General features: G+C 63.3%; 12 protein-coding genes and 1 tRNA gene. 10 read left to right on the top strand and 3 right to left on the bottom strand.

All coding sequences use genetic code 11. The features are described from left to right. Positions 1-51 precede the first annotated feature (51 nt). Both QMO80_RS05240 and QMO80_RS05235 read left to right on the top strand, forming a co-directional pair. Positions 52-390: an integration host factor subunit alpha gene (locus tag QMO80_RS05240; protein ID WP_003578475.1), complete on the top strand. Its 339-nt coding sequence runs from the start codon at positions 52-54 to the stop codon at positions 388-390. Between the two features lie 149 nt (positions 391-539). Next, positions 540-1,079 (top strand): MerR family transcriptional regulator, encoded by a 540-nt coding sequence (locus tag QMO80_RS05235; protein WP_283199140.1) that lies wholly within the window; start codon positions 540-542, stop codon positions 1,077-1,079. A 54-nt stretch (positions 1,080-1,133) separates the two neighbouring features. Here QMO80_RS05235 and QMO80_RS05230 read toward each other — a convergent pair whose 3' ends face one another. Then, entirely contained in the window at positions 1,134-1,481 is a 348-nt protein-coding gene (locus tag QMO80_RS05230) for a response regulator (protein WP_283199139.1), read from the bottom strand. A gap of 268 nt (positions 1,482-1,749) precedes the next feature. Between QMO80_RS05230 and QMO80_RS05225 the strand changes: the two genes are divergently transcribed. Then, complete coding sequence (locus QMO80_RS05225; protein WP_283199138.1) at positions 1,750-3,396, top strand: ATP-binding protein; 1,647 nt, start codon at positions 1,750-1,752, stop codon at positions 3,394-3,396. A gap of 63 nt (positions 3,397-3,459) precedes the next feature. On the opposite strand, the gene QMO80_RS05220 is transcribed toward QMO80_RS05225, so the two are convergent. Beyond that, on the bottom strand, positions 3,460-3,774 hold the full coding sequence (locus QMO80_RS05220; protein ID WP_283199137.1) for a DUF1236 domain-containing protein: 315 nt from the start codon (positions 3,772-3,774) through the stop codon (positions 3,460-3,462). Positions 3,775-4,104: 330 nt separating this feature from the next. Between QMO80_RS05220 and bcsN the strand changes: the two genes are divergently transcribed. From bcsN to QMO80_RS05185, 7 genes are all read left to right on the top strand, one after another. Next, a complete protein-coding gene (bcsN, locus tag QMO80_RS05215) occupies positions 4,105-5,085 on the top strand; it encodes a cellulose biosynthesis protein BcsN (RefSeq protein WP_283199136.1) in 981 nt (326 codons plus the stop codon). A gap of 111 nt (positions 5,086-5,196) precedes the next feature. Further along, the gene (gene bcsA / locus QMO80_RS05210) at positions 5,197-7,392 is read left to right on the top strand and encodes a UDP-forming cellulose synthase catalytic subunit (protein ID WP_283199135.1); all 2,196 of its coding nucleotides are present in this window, start codon (positions 5,197-5,199) and stop codon (positions 7,390-7,392) included. Then, positions 7,389-9,851: a cellulose biosynthesis cyclic di-GMP-binding regulatory protein BcsB gene (locus QMO80_RS05205; protein ID WP_283199134.1), complete on the top strand. Its 2,463-nt coding sequence runs from the start codon at positions 7,389-7,391 to the stop codon at positions 9,849-9,851. Before bcsA ends, QMO80_RS05205 begins: the two co-directional genes overlap by 4 nt. Then, positions 9,848-10,891 carry a glycosyl hydrolase family 8 gene (locus QMO80_RS05200; protein WP_283199133.1) on the top strand — a complete coding sequence of 348 codons (1,044 nt, stop codon included), beginning with the start codon at positions 9,848-9,850 and terminating at the stop codon, positions 10,889-10,891. Before QMO80_RS05205 ends, QMO80_RS05200 begins: the two co-directional genes overlap by 4 nt. Beyond that, complete coding sequence (locus QMO80_RS05195; protein WP_283199132.1) at positions 10,888-13,287, top strand: cellulose synthase; 2,400 nt, start codon at positions 10,888-10,890, stop codon at positions 13,285-13,287. Before QMO80_RS05200 ends, QMO80_RS05195 begins: the two co-directional genes overlap by 4 nt. Before the next feature lie 125 nt (positions 13,288-13,412). Beyond that, positions 13,413-14,081: an HAD family hydrolase gene (locus QMO80_RS05190; RefSeq protein WP_283199131.1), complete on the top strand. Its 669-nt coding sequence runs from the start codon at positions 13,413-13,415 to the stop codon at positions 14,079-14,081. Positions 14,082-14,180: 99 nt separating this feature from the next. Then, positions 14,181-14,257 (top strand) — tRNA-Pro (locus tag QMO80_RS05185). An 89-nt stretch (positions 14,258-14,346) separates the two neighbouring features. On the opposite strand, the gene QMO80_RS05180 is transcribed toward QMO80_RS05185, so the two are convergent. After that, a complete protein-coding gene (locus QMO80_RS05180) occupies positions 14,347-14,979 on the bottom strand; it encodes a bifunctional 2-polyprenyl-6-hydroxyphenol methylase/3-demethylubiquinol 3-O-methyltransferase UbiG (protein WP_283199130.1) in 633 nt (210 codons plus the stop codon). Between the last annotated feature and the right edge of the window lie 239 nt (positions 14,980-15,218).

Genomic DNA, 15,218 nt, shown 5'->3' with positions numbered 1-15,218 from the left:
CAAATACTCTTTGCGCGATTTCACAAAATATTTGTAATGGGCGGGGAAACCATGACCGGAAAAACAGTGACGCGAGCAGACCTGGCGGAATCCGTTTTCCGCAAGGTCGGGCTTTCCCGGACCGAATCTGCGGAACTTGTGGAAACCGTCATCGACGAAGTTTGCAACGCCATCGTGCGTGGTGAAACCGTCAAGCTGTCCTCCTTCGCCACTTTCCAGGTGCGCGACAAGAACGAGCGGATCGGCCGCAACCCGAAGACCGGCGAGGAGGTTCCGATTTCTCCCCGCCGGGTCATGACCTTCAAGGCGTCGAATGTGCTGAAGACGCGCATCCTCAAGGCGCATGTCGCCCGCAAGGTCAAGCTGAAGCCGCAGAATCCGGCCTCCTGATCATCGGCTCGCCGTTTCTGAACGGCGTTTTTTCCCTTCGCACTGTCCTGCGTTGTGCGCAACGTCGAGACATGACTTGAATTGTCGGCGCCAAACCGTTGAAATATGATGAGTCGCCGTAAGATCGAGCCGCGAGGTCGCGTAGCAGTATGACGTTGGACAAGAGCCCCGATGCCTTTCGCACCATCAGCGAAGTCGCAGACGATCTTGATCTGCCGCAGCATGTGCTGCGCTTCTGGGAGACGCGTTTTCCGCAGATAAAGCCGATGAAGCGCGGCGGCGGCCGTCGCTATTACCGGCCCGAGGACGTGGATCTCCTCAAGGGCATCCGGCATTTGCTCTATGATCACGGCTATACGATCAAGGGTGTGCAGAAGCTTCTGAAAACCAACGGCAACAAGTTCGTTATCTCGGTCGGCCACGGCGATCTCGCCAGCGTCGAGGCACTTGCATCGGGCGTTCAGGAGGCGAGTGGCGGGGAACCGCGCGTCGGCATGGCCGATGAAGACCAGATTGTCGGCCGCGCCAAGCCGCCGATCACCCGCCGCTTCTTCAATTTCGTGGCTGGCGAGGACGAACAGGAAGTCTCGATCGGCAAGTCGAGCGTCGGCAAGGAAGACAGGGCATTGCTGCAGGAGGCGCTCTACGACCTGCTGGAATGCAAGCGTCTGCTCGATCAGGTGCGCTGACCAGAACTTTTTTAATGCATGTTGTCATCCTGGCACCGCTTCCGGCGACAGGCATCAGGCTTCGGTAAGCCGCTTCATCGCCTGTTCGAGTTCGCTGAGCTGAAAGGGTTTTTGCAGCACGGGCAATGTGCTTGGGCTGCTGCCGGCAGGGGCCGCACCATATCCCGTTGCGTAGACATAGGGCTTACCCCGTTCGTCGAGCAGTTTTGCGACCGGCAGCGAACTCTGCCCGGCAAGTGAGACGTCGAGAATCGCAGCGTCGAATTCCGTGTCCCTGGCGGTTGCCAGCGCCCGTTCCAGATCGGGCGCGCTGGCGCAAACCCGGTAGCCGAGATCGGCGAGCATGTCCTCGAGCAGCATGGCAATCAGCGCGTCGTCTTCGACGATGAATATGTCTTTCATGTTCCCGTTCACCCATTTCCCCTTGCCGGGCATGCGGATTTATGTGGACTCCTGGCACTGCTCGTCAAGACGTCGTGCCCGGTAGTGCGAGAAACAACATATTGCCGGGTGAAATTCGATGTGTAAAAGCTGAGATGCCGTCTGCGCAACGGCGACTGCATAATGCTTGGATCGGCATCGATTCTTGGATAAAACTATGCAGTAATTCAAAGTGTTACGGCGTTCTTCGAAGGTCTGAAAAGACGCGGTGCCGTAAGGAGGGTCTGGAATGGATTTGCTGAGCGCCACGGATTGGCTGCGTCATAGGCCGGGTTATACATATCCGCTGGCCGTTGCCTTCGTGGGCCTGACGTTTCTTCTGAGGCTTGCCGCCAGCGACTATCTCTCCGGCTTTCCCTTTCTGAGCTTCCTTCCGGCGATATTGCTGGCGAGTTTCATCGGCGGCGCGGGGCCGGGCTTCGTCGCGGCGATACTGGCCGCTTTCATCGTCCAGCAGTTTTTCGTCGAGCCGTACGATATCTTCTGGCCGGTCAGCGCCGGCCAATGGGTTGGGCTTTCAACCTATCTCATCAATGCGGTGATCATTATCGGCCTGATGGAGATGATCATCGTCGCGCATGGCCGGCAGAGCCGCCTCCGCGACGAACTCAACAGTTTCAACACGCGCCTTGAACAGACGGTGGTCCAGCGCACCGCCGAGCTCCGGCACGAGATGGAAGAGAATGCCGCCGCGCAGGCGCAGGTGCGCCAGTTGCAGAAGATGGAGACGATCGGTCAGCTCACAGGCGGCGTCGCTCATGATTTCAACAACATGCTGGCGATCATCATTGGCAACCTCGATCTCGCCCAGCGGCGCATGAGCGGACATGAGGATCCCCGCCTGCTGCACTCCATCCAGAATGCCAAAGACGGCGCCCAGAGGGCCGCGGTCCTGACCGCCCGTCTTCTCGCTTTCTCGCGCCAGCAGCCGCTCGCCCCTGAAGTGATCGACCTCAACAAACTGGTCGGCGGCATGTCGGAGCTGCTGCGGCGTACGCTCGGCGAGCAGATCCGGATCGAGACCGTGCTTGCCGGCGGCCTCTGGCCGAGCTTTGCCGATTTGAGCCAGCTTGAGAACGCTATCCTGAACCTTGCCGTCAACGCCCGCGACGCCATGCCCGGCGGCGGAAATCTGACCATCGAGACCGCCAATACCGAACTCGACGAGCGATATTCCCGCATGCATTCGGAGGTCGATGCCGGCCAATATGTGATGATCAGCATGACCGACACCGGCACCGGCATGTCGCCCGACGTGATCGAGCGGGCATTCGACCCGTTCTACACCACCAAGGGACCCGGCAAGGGTACCGGTCTCGGCCTCAGCCAGGTTTACGGCTACATCAAGCAGAGCGGCGGCCACATCAAGATCTATTCGGAGATCGACAGGGGCACGACGGTGAAGATCTATCTGCCCCGTCATGTCGGCGCGACGGACGCCAGGCTGAGTGCCTCAGGCGCCCAGCCCATTCCTCAGGGCAGCGTCAACGACACGATCCTGGTGGTGGAGGATGATGAGAACGTCCGCATCATGACCGCCGAAAGCCTGCATGAACTCGGTTACACCGTGTTGCAGGCGGCAAGCGGCATGGAGGCGCTTCTCCTTCTGGAAGCAAATCGGGAGGTCGACCTGATCTTCACCGATATCGTCATGCCGCAAATGAGCGGGCGCCAGCTTGCCGATATCGTCCAGGAGAAATGGCCGGCGATCCGGATCCTCTACACCACCGGCTATACCCGCAATGCCATCGTCCATAACGGGGTGCTCGATCACGGCGTCTCCCTGCTTGCCAAGCCTTTCAGCCTGGAGCAGCTCGCCCATAAGGTCCGCGAACTTCTGAATGTGCCGGCGAGAATGGAAGATGAGAGGACGTGAAGCCGCTCCTTTAACCGGGCCATCCTGTTCCAGGCAGCCGCACGTCCACTGTTCCCGATCGCCTCATTCCAGGACCTGGATCACGCGGTGCGTCTTCGGCTCGACGATGACGCGCCGCTCGTTGACGACGGTATAGCCATAGCCGTCTATATTCGGCACCGTGTGTATTTCGACGGTATCCGGCAGCGTCGCGCCGACGGCGATATCGCCTTCATAGACGACGGACGGCGTGTTTTGCTCCATGACATAGGTGCGAACTTCGCCCGGCAGCACGACGGAGCCGGTCGGGGCGGGATCGGTGACGATGACGGTGCTCTGCGCGGAGGCGGCGGAGCTGATGGTCAGCATGGCGGCCGCGGCCAGCATGATCTTGCGCATGGGATGTTCTCCTCTTTTACCTGATACCTCAAGGCAACGCCGGCAATGCGGCATAGTTCCCGCGCCGGCGTTTCATGGCGGCGCAAGACGGGCCCCATGAGCGCAACGGAAGTGTTTCTATATCAATTCATGCACCATACGGTTGATCTATTCGAATCACTGTCAGTGCGCGTTCGTCCGGTGGCGTCAGGGGGCGGTGGTTGTTTACCGTTCGTTAACCATGTTGGCGATTTATACCCTGTGAACGGCCGCGTGGTCGTTGATTCGAAGGTCCGTCGCGTTTCGGTTTGCGAATGGATATCTGGAAAGACGATTGCGGCGGCTCGAAACATGCGTTTGCGGAAGACGATATCGCTGGTGGCCGTAGTGGGCATGATGGCCGGCTGCACCTCGACAGGCGGTGTGCGCCAGCCCTCCGGGCCGGAGACCGTGGCGCCTGAAAAGGCGCTGGTCCTGCCGCCGCCGGGCGGCCCGTCGATCGTCAGCGTCGTCGAGCGCAAGCGTGGCAACGGCGTCGAGCAGACAATCTCCTTGTTTACCTCATCCTCCGTGCCCGGTCAGAACTCCCTGAAGGTTCAGTTTTTCGGCGCGTCCGGGGCCAACCCCGGCACCGGCAATGCCGGCTTCAGCATGATCAACGAGAGTGGCATCGCCCGCGAAGTGGCGCGCGCGGCCCCGGGCGTGCCGATGGCGACGTCGGCGACCTTCCTGCAGAACAGCTATGGCCCTTTCGGTTATGCCTCCGGCCGCAGCCGTGCCGGCGACACCTGCATCTATGCCTGGCAGCAGATCCGCTCGAGCGTCAACGCCACCACGCAGGCGCGCAATTTCGGTATGATCCAGCTGCGCCTGCGTCTCTGCGACGCGAATGCCAGCGAGCGTCAGCTGCTCGGCATCGTCTATGGCTATACCATATCGGGCGCCTTCGACGGGGAGATCTGGAACCCTTACGGCAATCCGCCGCCCGCCGATGCCGCGCTCGGGCGCACCGGCGAGCCGATCTATCCTGACCAGGGCGGCTATCGCGCCAGCCCGATGCCGATCGGCTACGAGCCGGCGCCTGCCATTGTCGGCCGGCCGCGGGTCGCTCCAGCCCGCAGCGCTTCGCAACCGGCACAGGGCGCCGCACCGATGCCCGCGCCCATCGGCCCGCGCGTGCCGCTGCCGGGTGAGGCGCCGCAGGCGAGGCTGATGCCGGATGCAGCGCCGCCCGAACAGCCGGTCGAACAATCCGCAAGAGCGATCGGCGTCACCGTGCCGTCGCCAGACTGCATAGGCGACGCGGCCATGACGGCCGCCTGCCGGAGATAGAGCATGATGCCGAAAAGTGTGAGCGTTTTTCGGACGACATCATGCCTGTTCTAGTGAGCATGCCCGAAGTGCCGAAGGGCGCCTCGGTTGAGCAATTTCGAAGGAACGTCGATGCGCAAAGCCCGCAGTGTCTTCATATGGGCCGTGGTTTCGCTCTGCATGATCGTGCTGATCACGCTGCCGGTCAATTTGCAGACCCAGCTCATCACCAGCATCACGGTCGTGACGGTGATGGCGCTGATCAAGGTCTTGAAGGGCGAGGGGACCTGGCGCCTGGTGGCGCTCGCCTTCGGCACCTCGATCGTGCTGCGCTATGTTTACTGGCGCACCACCAATACGCTGCCGCCTGTCAACCAGCTTGAGAATTTCATTCCCGGCCTGCTGCTCTATCTCGCCGAAATGTACAGCGTCGCCATGCTGGCGCTCAGCCTGTTCATCGTCGCCACACCGCTGCCGCCACGCCCCTCGCGTGCCGCCAATCCCGGGCGTTTGCCGCATGTCGATGTCTTCGTGCCGTCCTACAACGAGGATGCCGGGCTTCTCGGCAATACGCTGGCCGCCGCCAAGGCGATGGACTATCCGGCCGAGAAGCTGCATGTCTGGCTGCTCGACGACGGAGGCACCTTGCAGAAGCGCAATTCCGGCAAGCTGCTCGAGGCCCAGGCCGCCGCTGCCCGCCATGTCGAGCTGAAGCAGCTCTGCCAGGACCTCGACGTCCATTATCTCACGCGCGATCGCAACGAACATGCCAAGGCCGGCAATCTCAACAACGGCATGAAACACTCGACCGGCGAACTCATCGCCGTCTTCGACGCCGATCACGCGCCGGCCCGCGATTTCCTGCTCGAGACCGTCGGTTACTTCGAAGACGACCCGAAGCTCTTCCTCGTCCAGACCCCGCACTTCTTCATCAATCCCGATCCGCTGGAGCGCAATCTGCGCACCTTCGACAAGATGCCGAGCGAGAACGAAATGTTCTACGGCATCATCCAGCGCGGCCTCGATAAATGGAACGCCGCCTTCTTCTGCGGCTCGGCCGCGGTCCTGAGCCGCAGGGCGCTCGAATCCCAGAACGGCTTTTCCGGCATCAGCATCACCGAGGATTGCGAGACGGCCTTGGCGCTGCACGGCAGCGGCTGGAACAGCATCTATGTCGACAAGCCGCTGATTGCCGGCCTGCAGCCGGCCACATTCGCAAGCTTCATCGGCCAGCGCAGCCGCTGGGCGCAGGGCATGATGCAGATCCTGCGCTTCCGCTTCCCGCTGCTGAAGCGCGGCCTGTCGATCCCGCAGCGCCTCTGCTACATGTCTTCGACGCTGTTCTGGCTCTTCCCGTTCCCGCGCACGATCTTCCTGTTTGCGCCGCTCTTCTACCTGTTTTTCGATCTGGAAATCTTCACCGCCTCCGGCGGCGAGTTCCTCGCCTATACGCTTGCCTACATGCTGGTGAACCTGATGATGCAGAACTACCTCTACGGGTCGTTCCGCTGGCCATGGATTTCCGAGCTCTACGAATATGTCCAGACCGTGCATCTGCTGCCGGCTGTCGTCTCCGTCATGCTCAATCCGAGGAAGCCGACCTTCAAGGTTACCGCCAAGGACGAATCGATTGCCGTCAGCCGCCTGTCGGAGATCAGCCGTCCGTTCTTCGTCATCTTTGCGGTGCAGATCATCGCGCTCGTCATCACCTTCTACAGAATCTATGCCGAGCCCTATAAGGCCGACGTCACGCTCGTCGTCGGCGGCTGGAACGTCATCAACCTGATCATGGCCGGCTGCGCGCTCGGTGTCGTGTCGGAGCGCGGCGAGCGGGCCTTGTCCCGCCGCGTCCGCGTCAACCGGCGCTGTGAATTCGGCGCCAACGGCAAGTGGTATACCGCCTCGATCGAGGACGTCTCCGTTCATGGCGCAAGGCTTCACATCTTCAACAAGCAACTCGACGAGATGCTGGTCGGCGCCGTCGGCGAAATCCGCTTCCGGCCCTATAGCGGCGCGGAACTGGAAACCCTGCCGCTGATCGTCCGCAATATCGAGCCGTCGGGTGACATCAGCAATGTCGGCTGCCAATACGTGCCGAAAAGCGCGCTCGACCATCGCCTGATCGCCGATCTGATGTTTGCCAACTCAGGCCAGTGGACCGAGTTCCAGGCGTCGCGCCGCCGCAATCCCGGCCTGATCCGCGGCACCGTCTGGTTCCTCGGCTTGGCGCTTTACCAGACCAGCCGCGGCCTCGTTTATTTCTTTCGCAGCATGCGGCCGGAGCGCGAGGCGCAGCAGCGGCAGGCGGCAAAGGTCAACGCCGGATGAGAAGCATCGTCGCCGCCTCGCTTTTCCTGCTGAATGCCTCCGCCTTCGCCCAGACGCAGACGGCACCTTTCGACATGTCCGGCGAGCGGCCGCCCGGCGCCTCCGTTACCCCGAGGCTGACCCCGCCGGCAGCGACCCCGCCGGCAGCAGCCGCGCCGGTTCCCGTCACGCCGCCGGTTTCCGTATTGCCGGCGCCCGCACCCCAGTCGACTCCTGCTCCGACACCTGCGCCAGTTCCTCCGCCGATCGTCGTTCAATCGCCGGCGCTGCAGCCGGCCGCGGCGGCGGAGACGGCTCCGGCTCAGCACCCCGGCAGCGTCCGCCGTTATGTCGTGCCCTTTTCGAAGCTCGGTCTCACCGGTGAATATGACCGGCGGTCATGGTCCGTCTATCTGACGCCGGAGCAGGCGGCCGCCCAGGCGAGCTTCACCTTCGCCTACCAGAATGCGATCGTCGTCGCCCCCGAGGCCTCGGCGCTGACCGTCTATCTCAACAATCGCCCGATCGGCCAGCAGCGCGTCGGCTCGCCGGACGGCCCGTCGGCCGTCACCTTCGCGGTTCCGCCAGGTCTGCTGCAGCCTGGCGCCAATGTCGTCAGCTTCGAAGCCGCTCAGCGCCACCGCACCGATTGCAGCATCCAGTCCACCTATGAATTGTGGTCGAATATCGATCCTGGTGGAACCTATCTGAGCTTTGCCGGCAGCGATGCCGCAGAGCCGGCGAGTGCCGATGCGATCCGCGCCATCGGCGTCGACGGCGCCGGCAAGACCGAGTTCGACATCGTCGTCCCGGCGCTGGAGCAGCCGGGAACCACCAGGCCACTGCTGCGGCTGGCGCAGGGCCTCTCGGTGCTGAGCAGCATGCCGAGCCAGATCTTTGCCTTCAGCACCGCTTCGCTGCCGGCCGGCGGGGCCGGCAGGCTCAGCGTGCTCGTCGGCACCGCCGCCGAACTGCGGCCGCTCTTTCCCGGCCTGCCGCCCGGCGCCGAGAGTGCGGCACTCGCCGCTTTCGTCACCGATCCGCGCAGCGGCGCACCGGTGCTTCTGATCAGCGGCCCCTCCTGGCAGGCGGTCTCCGCGGCCATCGATACCATCGTCTCACCGACGGACAGATCCGCAGATAGCCGCCGCGACGTGCTGACCACCGAACGCTGGAGCGCGCCGAACGCGCCGCTGGTCTTTTCCGACACGAACATCGCTTTGTCTCAGCTCGGCGTAAAGACCACCGAATTCTCCGGCCGCCGGCTGCGGACCAGCTTCAATATCGCCGTGCCGGCGGACTTTTATGCCAATGCCTATGGCGAGGCGAAGGTGCTGCTCGACGCCGCCTATACCGACAACGTGCTGCCCGGCAGCCACATCGATATCTACGTCAACGAAAATATCGCCTCGACCGTGCCGATCACCACGACAACAGGCGGCATTCTGCGTCATCTGCCGATCCGCGTGACGATGCGCCACTTCAAGCCCGGCCTGAATACGGTGGCGATCGAGGCGATCCTGATGACCAAGGACGATGCGGCTTGCGCGCCGGGCGCCACCGCCGGCGCCAATCCCCGCTTTGCCCTGTTCGACACTTCCGAACTGCACATGCCGGATTTCGCCCGCGTCGGTCAGCGGCCGAATCTGGCCGCCATGGCCGGCACTGCCTATCCCTATGGCCGGGCCACGGAGCCGACGCCGCTGTTCATCGACCGCGTCGATGCCGACACGCTTTCGGCCGCCGCGACCCTGCTTGGCCAGATGGCGATCATGGCCGGCCATCCGATCCCTGTGGAAACCGTCGCCTCGCCGAATACGATCGGCGATCGTGACGCCATCTTCATCGGTTCCATCTCGCAGATGCCGGCAACGGCGCTGTCGCAGACCAATATCGCGACGGCGAGCCAGGCCTCGTGGCGTCCGGTGACGGATGCGCAGACGGGCGTCGTCGACACCGATACGGCCTTCGAGGAATGGAATTCCAAGGTCAGCGGCGGTGTCTTGCGCAGCCGGATGACCGCCTTCCGCGAGTGGCTGTGGCGCAATTTCGATATTTCCCGCAGTTCGCTGCAATTCGTGCCGGGCGCCGAGCAAATCTTCACGCCGCCCAACACCGCCTCGCTTCTGGTGGCCCAGGGCTCCAGCCCGGCCGGAGCCGGCGCCTGGACCGTGGTGGCGGCGCCATCGGCGAAGGATTTGCGTGAGGGGGTCGAGGTTCTGACTTCGCAGCTGAACTGGCCGCAGATATCGGGCCATATCACCACCTATTCCAGCAAGACCGGCAAGATCGAGACGGTGCCGGTCACCCGTTTCGATTTCGTGCCGTCGACACCCTGGTCGATCGCCAACTACCGCCTGATCGCGGCCAACTGGTTGTCGACGAATATTCTCTCCTATGCCTCGCTGCTGGTCGTCTTCGTGCTCTTGATCGGCATCACCACGTCGAAGATGCTCAAAAGGCTGGGCCGGTCGAAATGAGGCGGTGGCGTATGCTCCTAGTGGCGGCAACGGTCGCGCTTGCACCGGGTCTGCCGGCCACCGCCCAGCAGGCGATGATCAATGCCGGCGCGTGGTCGGCCTATAAGGCGAAGTTTCTCGATCCGAGCGGCCGCATCGTCGACAACGGCAACGGCAACATCAGCCACAGCGAAGGGCAGGGCTATGGCCTGCTGCTCGCCTATCTCGCCGCAAGCCCGGCCGATTTCGAGCAGATCTGGTATTTTACCCGCACCGAGCTGCTGCTGCGCGACGATGGCCTGGCCGTCTGGAAATGGGATCCGAACGTCAGGCCGCACGTGGCCGACACCAACAATGCCACGGATGGCGACATGTTGATCGCCTACGCGCTGGCGCTGGCCGGCACGGCATGGAAACGAGAAGACTATATTCTGGCCGCCTCCCGCATGGCGCAGGCCCTGCTTGCCGAAACCGTCGGCCGCTCGCAGGGCCGCACCCTGCTGATGCCGGGAACCGAAGGTTTTACCGGCAGCGACCGAGACGACGGGCCCGTCGTCAACCCGTCCTACTGGATTTATGAGGCGATTCCGGTGATGGCTGCGCTCGCTCCGTCAGATGCCTGGAAAAAACTGTCGGACGACGGCGTGGAGCTGTTGAAGACGATGCAATTCGGCCCGCGCAAGCTTCCCGCCGAATGGGTGAGCCTGCGTGATAAGCCGCGGCCGGCAGAAGGGTTCGACGCCGAGTTCTCATATAACGCCATCCGCATCCCGCTCTATCTCGCGCGCGGCGGCATCACCGACAAGGCGCTGCTGATGCGCCTGCAAATGGGGATGTCGCAAGACGGCGTTCCCGCCACCATCGATCTGGCTACCGGCCGGCCGAAGACCGTGCTGTCGGACCCCGGTTATAGAATTGTTAACGATGTTGTGGCCTGTGTTGTCGATGGGACCAGGCTGCCGAGTTCGGCGCTGCAGTTTGCCCCCGCACTCTATTATCCGTCCACCCTTCAACTGCTGGGGCTGGCCTATATCGGGGAGAAGCATCCGGAGTGTCTGTGAAGTCTTCTCTCGTGGCGGTTTCAGCGGCAGTGGTGGTGGCGAGCCTCGTCACCGGGCTGAAGGACCGCGCCGCCCTGCAGGAAAAGTTCGGCCTGGGCTCGGCCGGCAAGCCGGCGCCGGAGCTGATGATGATGGGCCGCATCAAGCCGACGGATGCCCCTGCCGGTAATTCCGATTTCAATGCGCAGCTCGTCGCCGACAAGATCGAGGCGATCACCTCCTCGCCGCCATCAGCATCGGATAGTCCAGATCCGAATGCCGTCGCGGAGCAGCCCGCAACGCCGCCATCCGCCGCGCCTCAATCTGCGCCCCAACCTACACCTCAGCCGGCGGCTCCGGCGGCGCCGGTCACGCCTCCCATCGTGTCCGAGCCGATAGCGCCGCAGCAGGCCGCCGCCGCGCCGCCGCAGCCTGCCGTCGATGAAAGCGCGCTTCGCTATTTCGCCAGCCGCGGCGACAAGCTGCGCCTGCAGGCCGAGATCTCCCGCCTTCAGGCGCTCTACCCGAACTGGGTTCCGCCGGCCGATCCGCTCGCCGTGCCACAGAACGGCGACAAGCAGCTCGAGGCCATGTGGCAGCTTTATTCCGATGGCCGTTATGCCGAGCTGCGCAAGGCGATCGCCGACCGTCAGGCAGCCGATGCCGGATGGCAGCCGCCGGCCGATCTGCTCGACCGGCTCGACGTCGCCGAAGCCCGCGCCCGCCTGATCAACGCTTCGGACCTCAAGCAATATGCGACCGTGGTCGATATCGCCGCCGCAACGCCGAGCCTGCTCACCTGCAGCGAGGTCGACGTCCTCTGGCGTGTCGCCGAAGCTTTCATTCAGACGGAGAGGGTGCAGCGCGGCCAGGACGCCTACAGCTATATACTGAAGAACTGCCCCAATCCGGCCGAGCGGCAGGCGACTGTGGAAAAGGCCTCGACACTGCTTGCCTATCGGCCGATGCAGACGCTGCTGGCGCTGGAGAAGCCTGCTGCCGACGGCAGCAGGGAATTCGACGCGATCCGCGACAATCTCGCCCGGCGCTTCATGGCCGAAGGCAATAACGATCCGAAGCTCGCCATCGCGCCAGATTACGTCGCCCGCCTCGAAAAACTCGCCGGGAGCGAGGGGCTTGCCTCGGATGCGCTGCTGCTCGGCTGGTACCAGCTTCGCCGCAACAACGATGCCGAGGCGGAGAAGTGGTTCCGCACCGCCCGAGCCAAAGAGAATACGGCTGCGGCTTCGCAGGGGCTGGCGCTGGCGCTGATCGCCCGCAAGGCGCCCGAGGAGGCCGAGGATGTAATGTTCCGCTGGCGCGCCGATTCCGATGATGCGACCGCCACCTATCTCGCCGCCACCGCCAATCTGATGGCGCTGCAGCCGCCAGCCGATCTCGCCGAAGACGTGCTGCATCGCATCGCCGCCGAGATTATCGCCCGGAAATATGTGCCGACGGCGCAGCAGTTCGGCTGGTATGCCCGCTCGCTCAACCAGTTCCAGACCGCCGCACGCTGGTTCGAGACCGCGCTTGCCTGGAAACCCGATGACGAGCCGTCGGCCTATGGCCTTGCCGTCACCCGCGAGCAACTGAACGACCGCAAGGGCGTGCTCGACCTGCAGCGCGCCTGGGCCGGCCGGTCGACCCGGATCGCCAATCTCGAAGACACCTCCTCACTGATGCCGAATGGGGGCGTTCTGCCGGCGGGGAAGGGCACGCTTGCCCCACAGCAGCCGGTTCAGCCGACGCCGCCGGCGCAACGCCCTGCCACGGCGGCCGAGCCGCTTCCGACTGAGCGCCGCACCCCGCTGCAGCCGGGGCCTGATGTGGCCGTTCGCCCGGCAGGGCCGGCGATGCAGACGGTGACCGTTCAGCGCGGTTCACGCCAGGCGCGCGGCTGCTCGACAACCATCGATGCGGGACAGCTCAGCCCGGCAAACGCGCTGTCGCGCGGCTGGTGCCTGATGGATATCAACCGGCCGATGGAGGCGATCTCGGCCTTCGAGGCGGCATTGCAGAGCCCCGTCCGCAAGGACCGTGAAGACGCAGCCTACGGCCAGAGCCTTGCCTATCTGCGCGCCGGCCTTTCGAGCAATGCCGCTGTCGCCGCCACCAAGGCGCCGCAGAACCGCCAGCGCGCCGCCGAGCTCCAGGTGGCGATCCTCGCCGACCGTGCGCTTTCGGCCTTCGACGCCGGGCGTTATCGCGAGACGCTGATCTATCTCGATCAGCGCGCCCAGCTGCAGCAGGAACGCATCGACCTGATGGTTCTGCGCGGCTACAGCTACCTCAATCTCAAAATGTATGGCGATGCGACCCGTATCTTCGAAGCCGCTGCCGCGACCGGCAGCCGCGACGCCGCCCGCGGTCTGGCCGACGTTCGCAACGTCACCCATCCCGATGTCAACGACTAGCGTTGACATCTATGTCAACGACTAGCGTTGACGTCGACGTCAACGACTGACGTTGACGCCGCCGCCGCTCTCCGCTACTCGCCTGTGCAGGGGTCGCCCGGCCTCGCACCCGCAAGGAAACGCCCGTGCCCGCTCTCCACGATATCCTCGACAAGTCCTATGACGCCTTCCTTTTCGACATGGACGGGACGCTGCTGAATTCCATTGCCGTGGTCGAACGCGTCTGGAGCGAGTGGGCAAGGCGCCACGGCTTCGAACCCGAGGTTTTCCTGAAGACGATCCACGGCATCCGCGCTTCCGACGTGATCCGTGGGCTCGGCCTGCCGGGCGTCGATCCGGCCCATGAGGCGGACCTGCTGCTCGCCGAGGAGATGGAGGATGTCTCCGGCATCGTCGAGATCCCCGATGCCGTCCGCTTCCTCTCCGCCATTCCCGACGGCAAATGGGCGATCGTCACCTCGGCGCCGATCGAACTCGCCGTGCGCCGCATGGCTGCCGCCGGCATACCGATGCCGAAAGTCATCGTCAGCGGTGGCGAGGTCAAGTCCGGCAAGCCGAGTCCCGAGGGTTACCTGCTCGGCGCCAGCCGCCTCGGTGTCGATCCCGAAAAATGCCTGGTCTTCGAAGACGCCGTCGCCGGCATCCTCGCTGGCGAGGCGGCCGGCGCCGATGTCGCCGTCATTACCGAAACCCACGCCACCCCCTTCGAAACCCCGCATTTCTCCATCGCCAACTACCAGGCATGGCAGCCCCGCCACACCGCTGAAGGCCGGTTGAAGCTCACGGCGATCTGAGCAATCCGACAAACCACTCTCCTTTTTGTCGGAGGCGAGTTTTTTCCGCTTGCATTGCACGCGCCGAAAAACTAAACGAAGCAAGCCGTTTCGGCAGGTCGGGGCGTAGCGCAGCCCGGTAGCGCACTTGACTGGGGGTCAAGGGGTCGCTGGTTCGAGTCCAGTCGCCCCGACCATTTATCCCCTTGAAATCCAGTCAGAACATCACGTTTCGTGCGGCCGCCGCTCTTGCGGCCATTCGGCCCTTGTGGAGAACGGTTGATCTTCAGTGCGGTTTCTGGGCGATCGCGATCATCGATTTGGCCAGAAGCGGAATCCTCCCGACATATTCGAAGCCGACGTCTTCGAAACCCGTTTCATGCAGCAGCGTGCTCAGCGTTCCCGGAGACCAGAATTTGATGTGGCCATGGTCCTTGAGAGGCATGAAATGGTCGTCCATCTTTCCGCTTACGGCCAGGGCCAGATTTTTCCAGTAGCCGTGAAAAGGCGTCGACATGACCGCGATGCCGCCGGGCTTTACCAGATCATACATGGTGGCCGAGAACGCCTTGGGGTCATAGACGTGCTCCACGACCTCGAGGCTGATTACCGCATCGAAGGTCCCGTAGCGGCTCGAAAGATCTTCGTAACCGGAGCCGATTTCCAGCGGCAGATCGGGGTGGGCTGTTCGCGCCTTTGCGATGCCGTCCTCGGACGGATCGACGCCGATGACATCGTAGCCCTTTCCCGCAAGCACGGCTGCGGCGCCGCCGGCACCGCAACCGAGGTCGAAGACAGACGTTTCGTTAGCCTCCTGAAAAATGTTCTCGAGAACATCGACAACGGCCGGCAAAATATAAGAATGCGCGGTCGCCGGTTTGGCATGCACATAGGTAGTAGCGTCTAGTTCGATAGACATTTAACCTCCTGGAGAAGTGGGCCCGCCAACCCAATAATACGCAGCACAATCGTACGGCGGACTTTGACGGCAGTGTGGTGTCGTTGTGGTATTAAAGTGATTAGCGCCGAAGGCGCTCGCGGCAGCTGAGGATACTGTTGACGATATTGCGCATTCAGCCGGGCGCGCCGTCACCTCAAGAACGATGAGCGCCCGGCGCTCGCCTTGGGAAGGCTTCGAAGCCGATTGACAGGGTGCAG

The organism is Rhizobium sp. BT03, from assembly GCF_030053155.1.
Lineage (GTDB): Bacteria > Pseudomonadota > Alphaproteobacteria > Rhizobiales > Rhizobiaceae > Rhizobium.
The sequence above is the reverse complement of the archived record's forward strand: the minus strand, read 5'-3'. Positions and strand labels throughout refer to the sequence as shown.

Bases quoted from the DNA above. Each gene is read 5' to 3' on its own strand.
- QMO80_RS05240 (WP_003578475.1), top strand. From the start codon at position 52: ATGACCGGAAAAACAGTGACGCGAGCAGACCTGGCGGAATCCGTTTTC.
- QMO80_RS05235 (WP_283199140.1), top strand. From the start codon at position 540: ATGACGTTGGACAAGAGCCCCGATGCCTTTCGCACCATCAGCGAAGTC.
- QMO80_RS05230 (WP_283199139.1), bottom strand. From the start codon at position 1,481: ATGAAAGACATATTCATCGTCGAAGACGACGCGCTGATTGCCATGCTG.
- QMO80_RS05225 (WP_283199138.1), top strand. From the start codon at position 1,750: ATGGATTTGCTGAGCGCCACGGATTGGCTGCGTCATAGGCCGGGTTAT.
- QMO80_RS05220 (WP_283199137.1), bottom strand. From the start codon at position 3,774: ATGCGCAAGATCATGCTGGCCGCGGCCGCCATGCTGACCATCAGCTCC.
- bcsN (WP_283199136.1), top strand. From the start codon at position 4,105: ATGCGTTTGCGGAAGACGATATCGCTGGTGGCCGTAGTGGGCATGATG.
- bcsA (WP_283199135.1), top strand. From the start codon at position 5,197: ATGCGCAAAGCCCGCAGTGTCTTCATATGGGCCGTGGTTTCGCTCTGC.
- QMO80_RS05205 (WP_283199134.1), top strand. From the start codon at position 7,389: ATGAGAAGCATCGTCGCCGCCTCGCTTTTCCTGCTGAATGCCTCCGCC.
- QMO80_RS05200 (WP_283199133.1), top strand. From the start codon at position 9,848: ATGAGGCGGTGGCGTATGCTCCTAGTGGCGGCAACGGTCGCGCTTGCA.
- QMO80_RS05180 (WP_283199130.1), bottom strand. From the start codon at position 14,979: ATGTCTATCGAACTAGACGCTACTACCTATGTGCATGCCAAACCGGCG.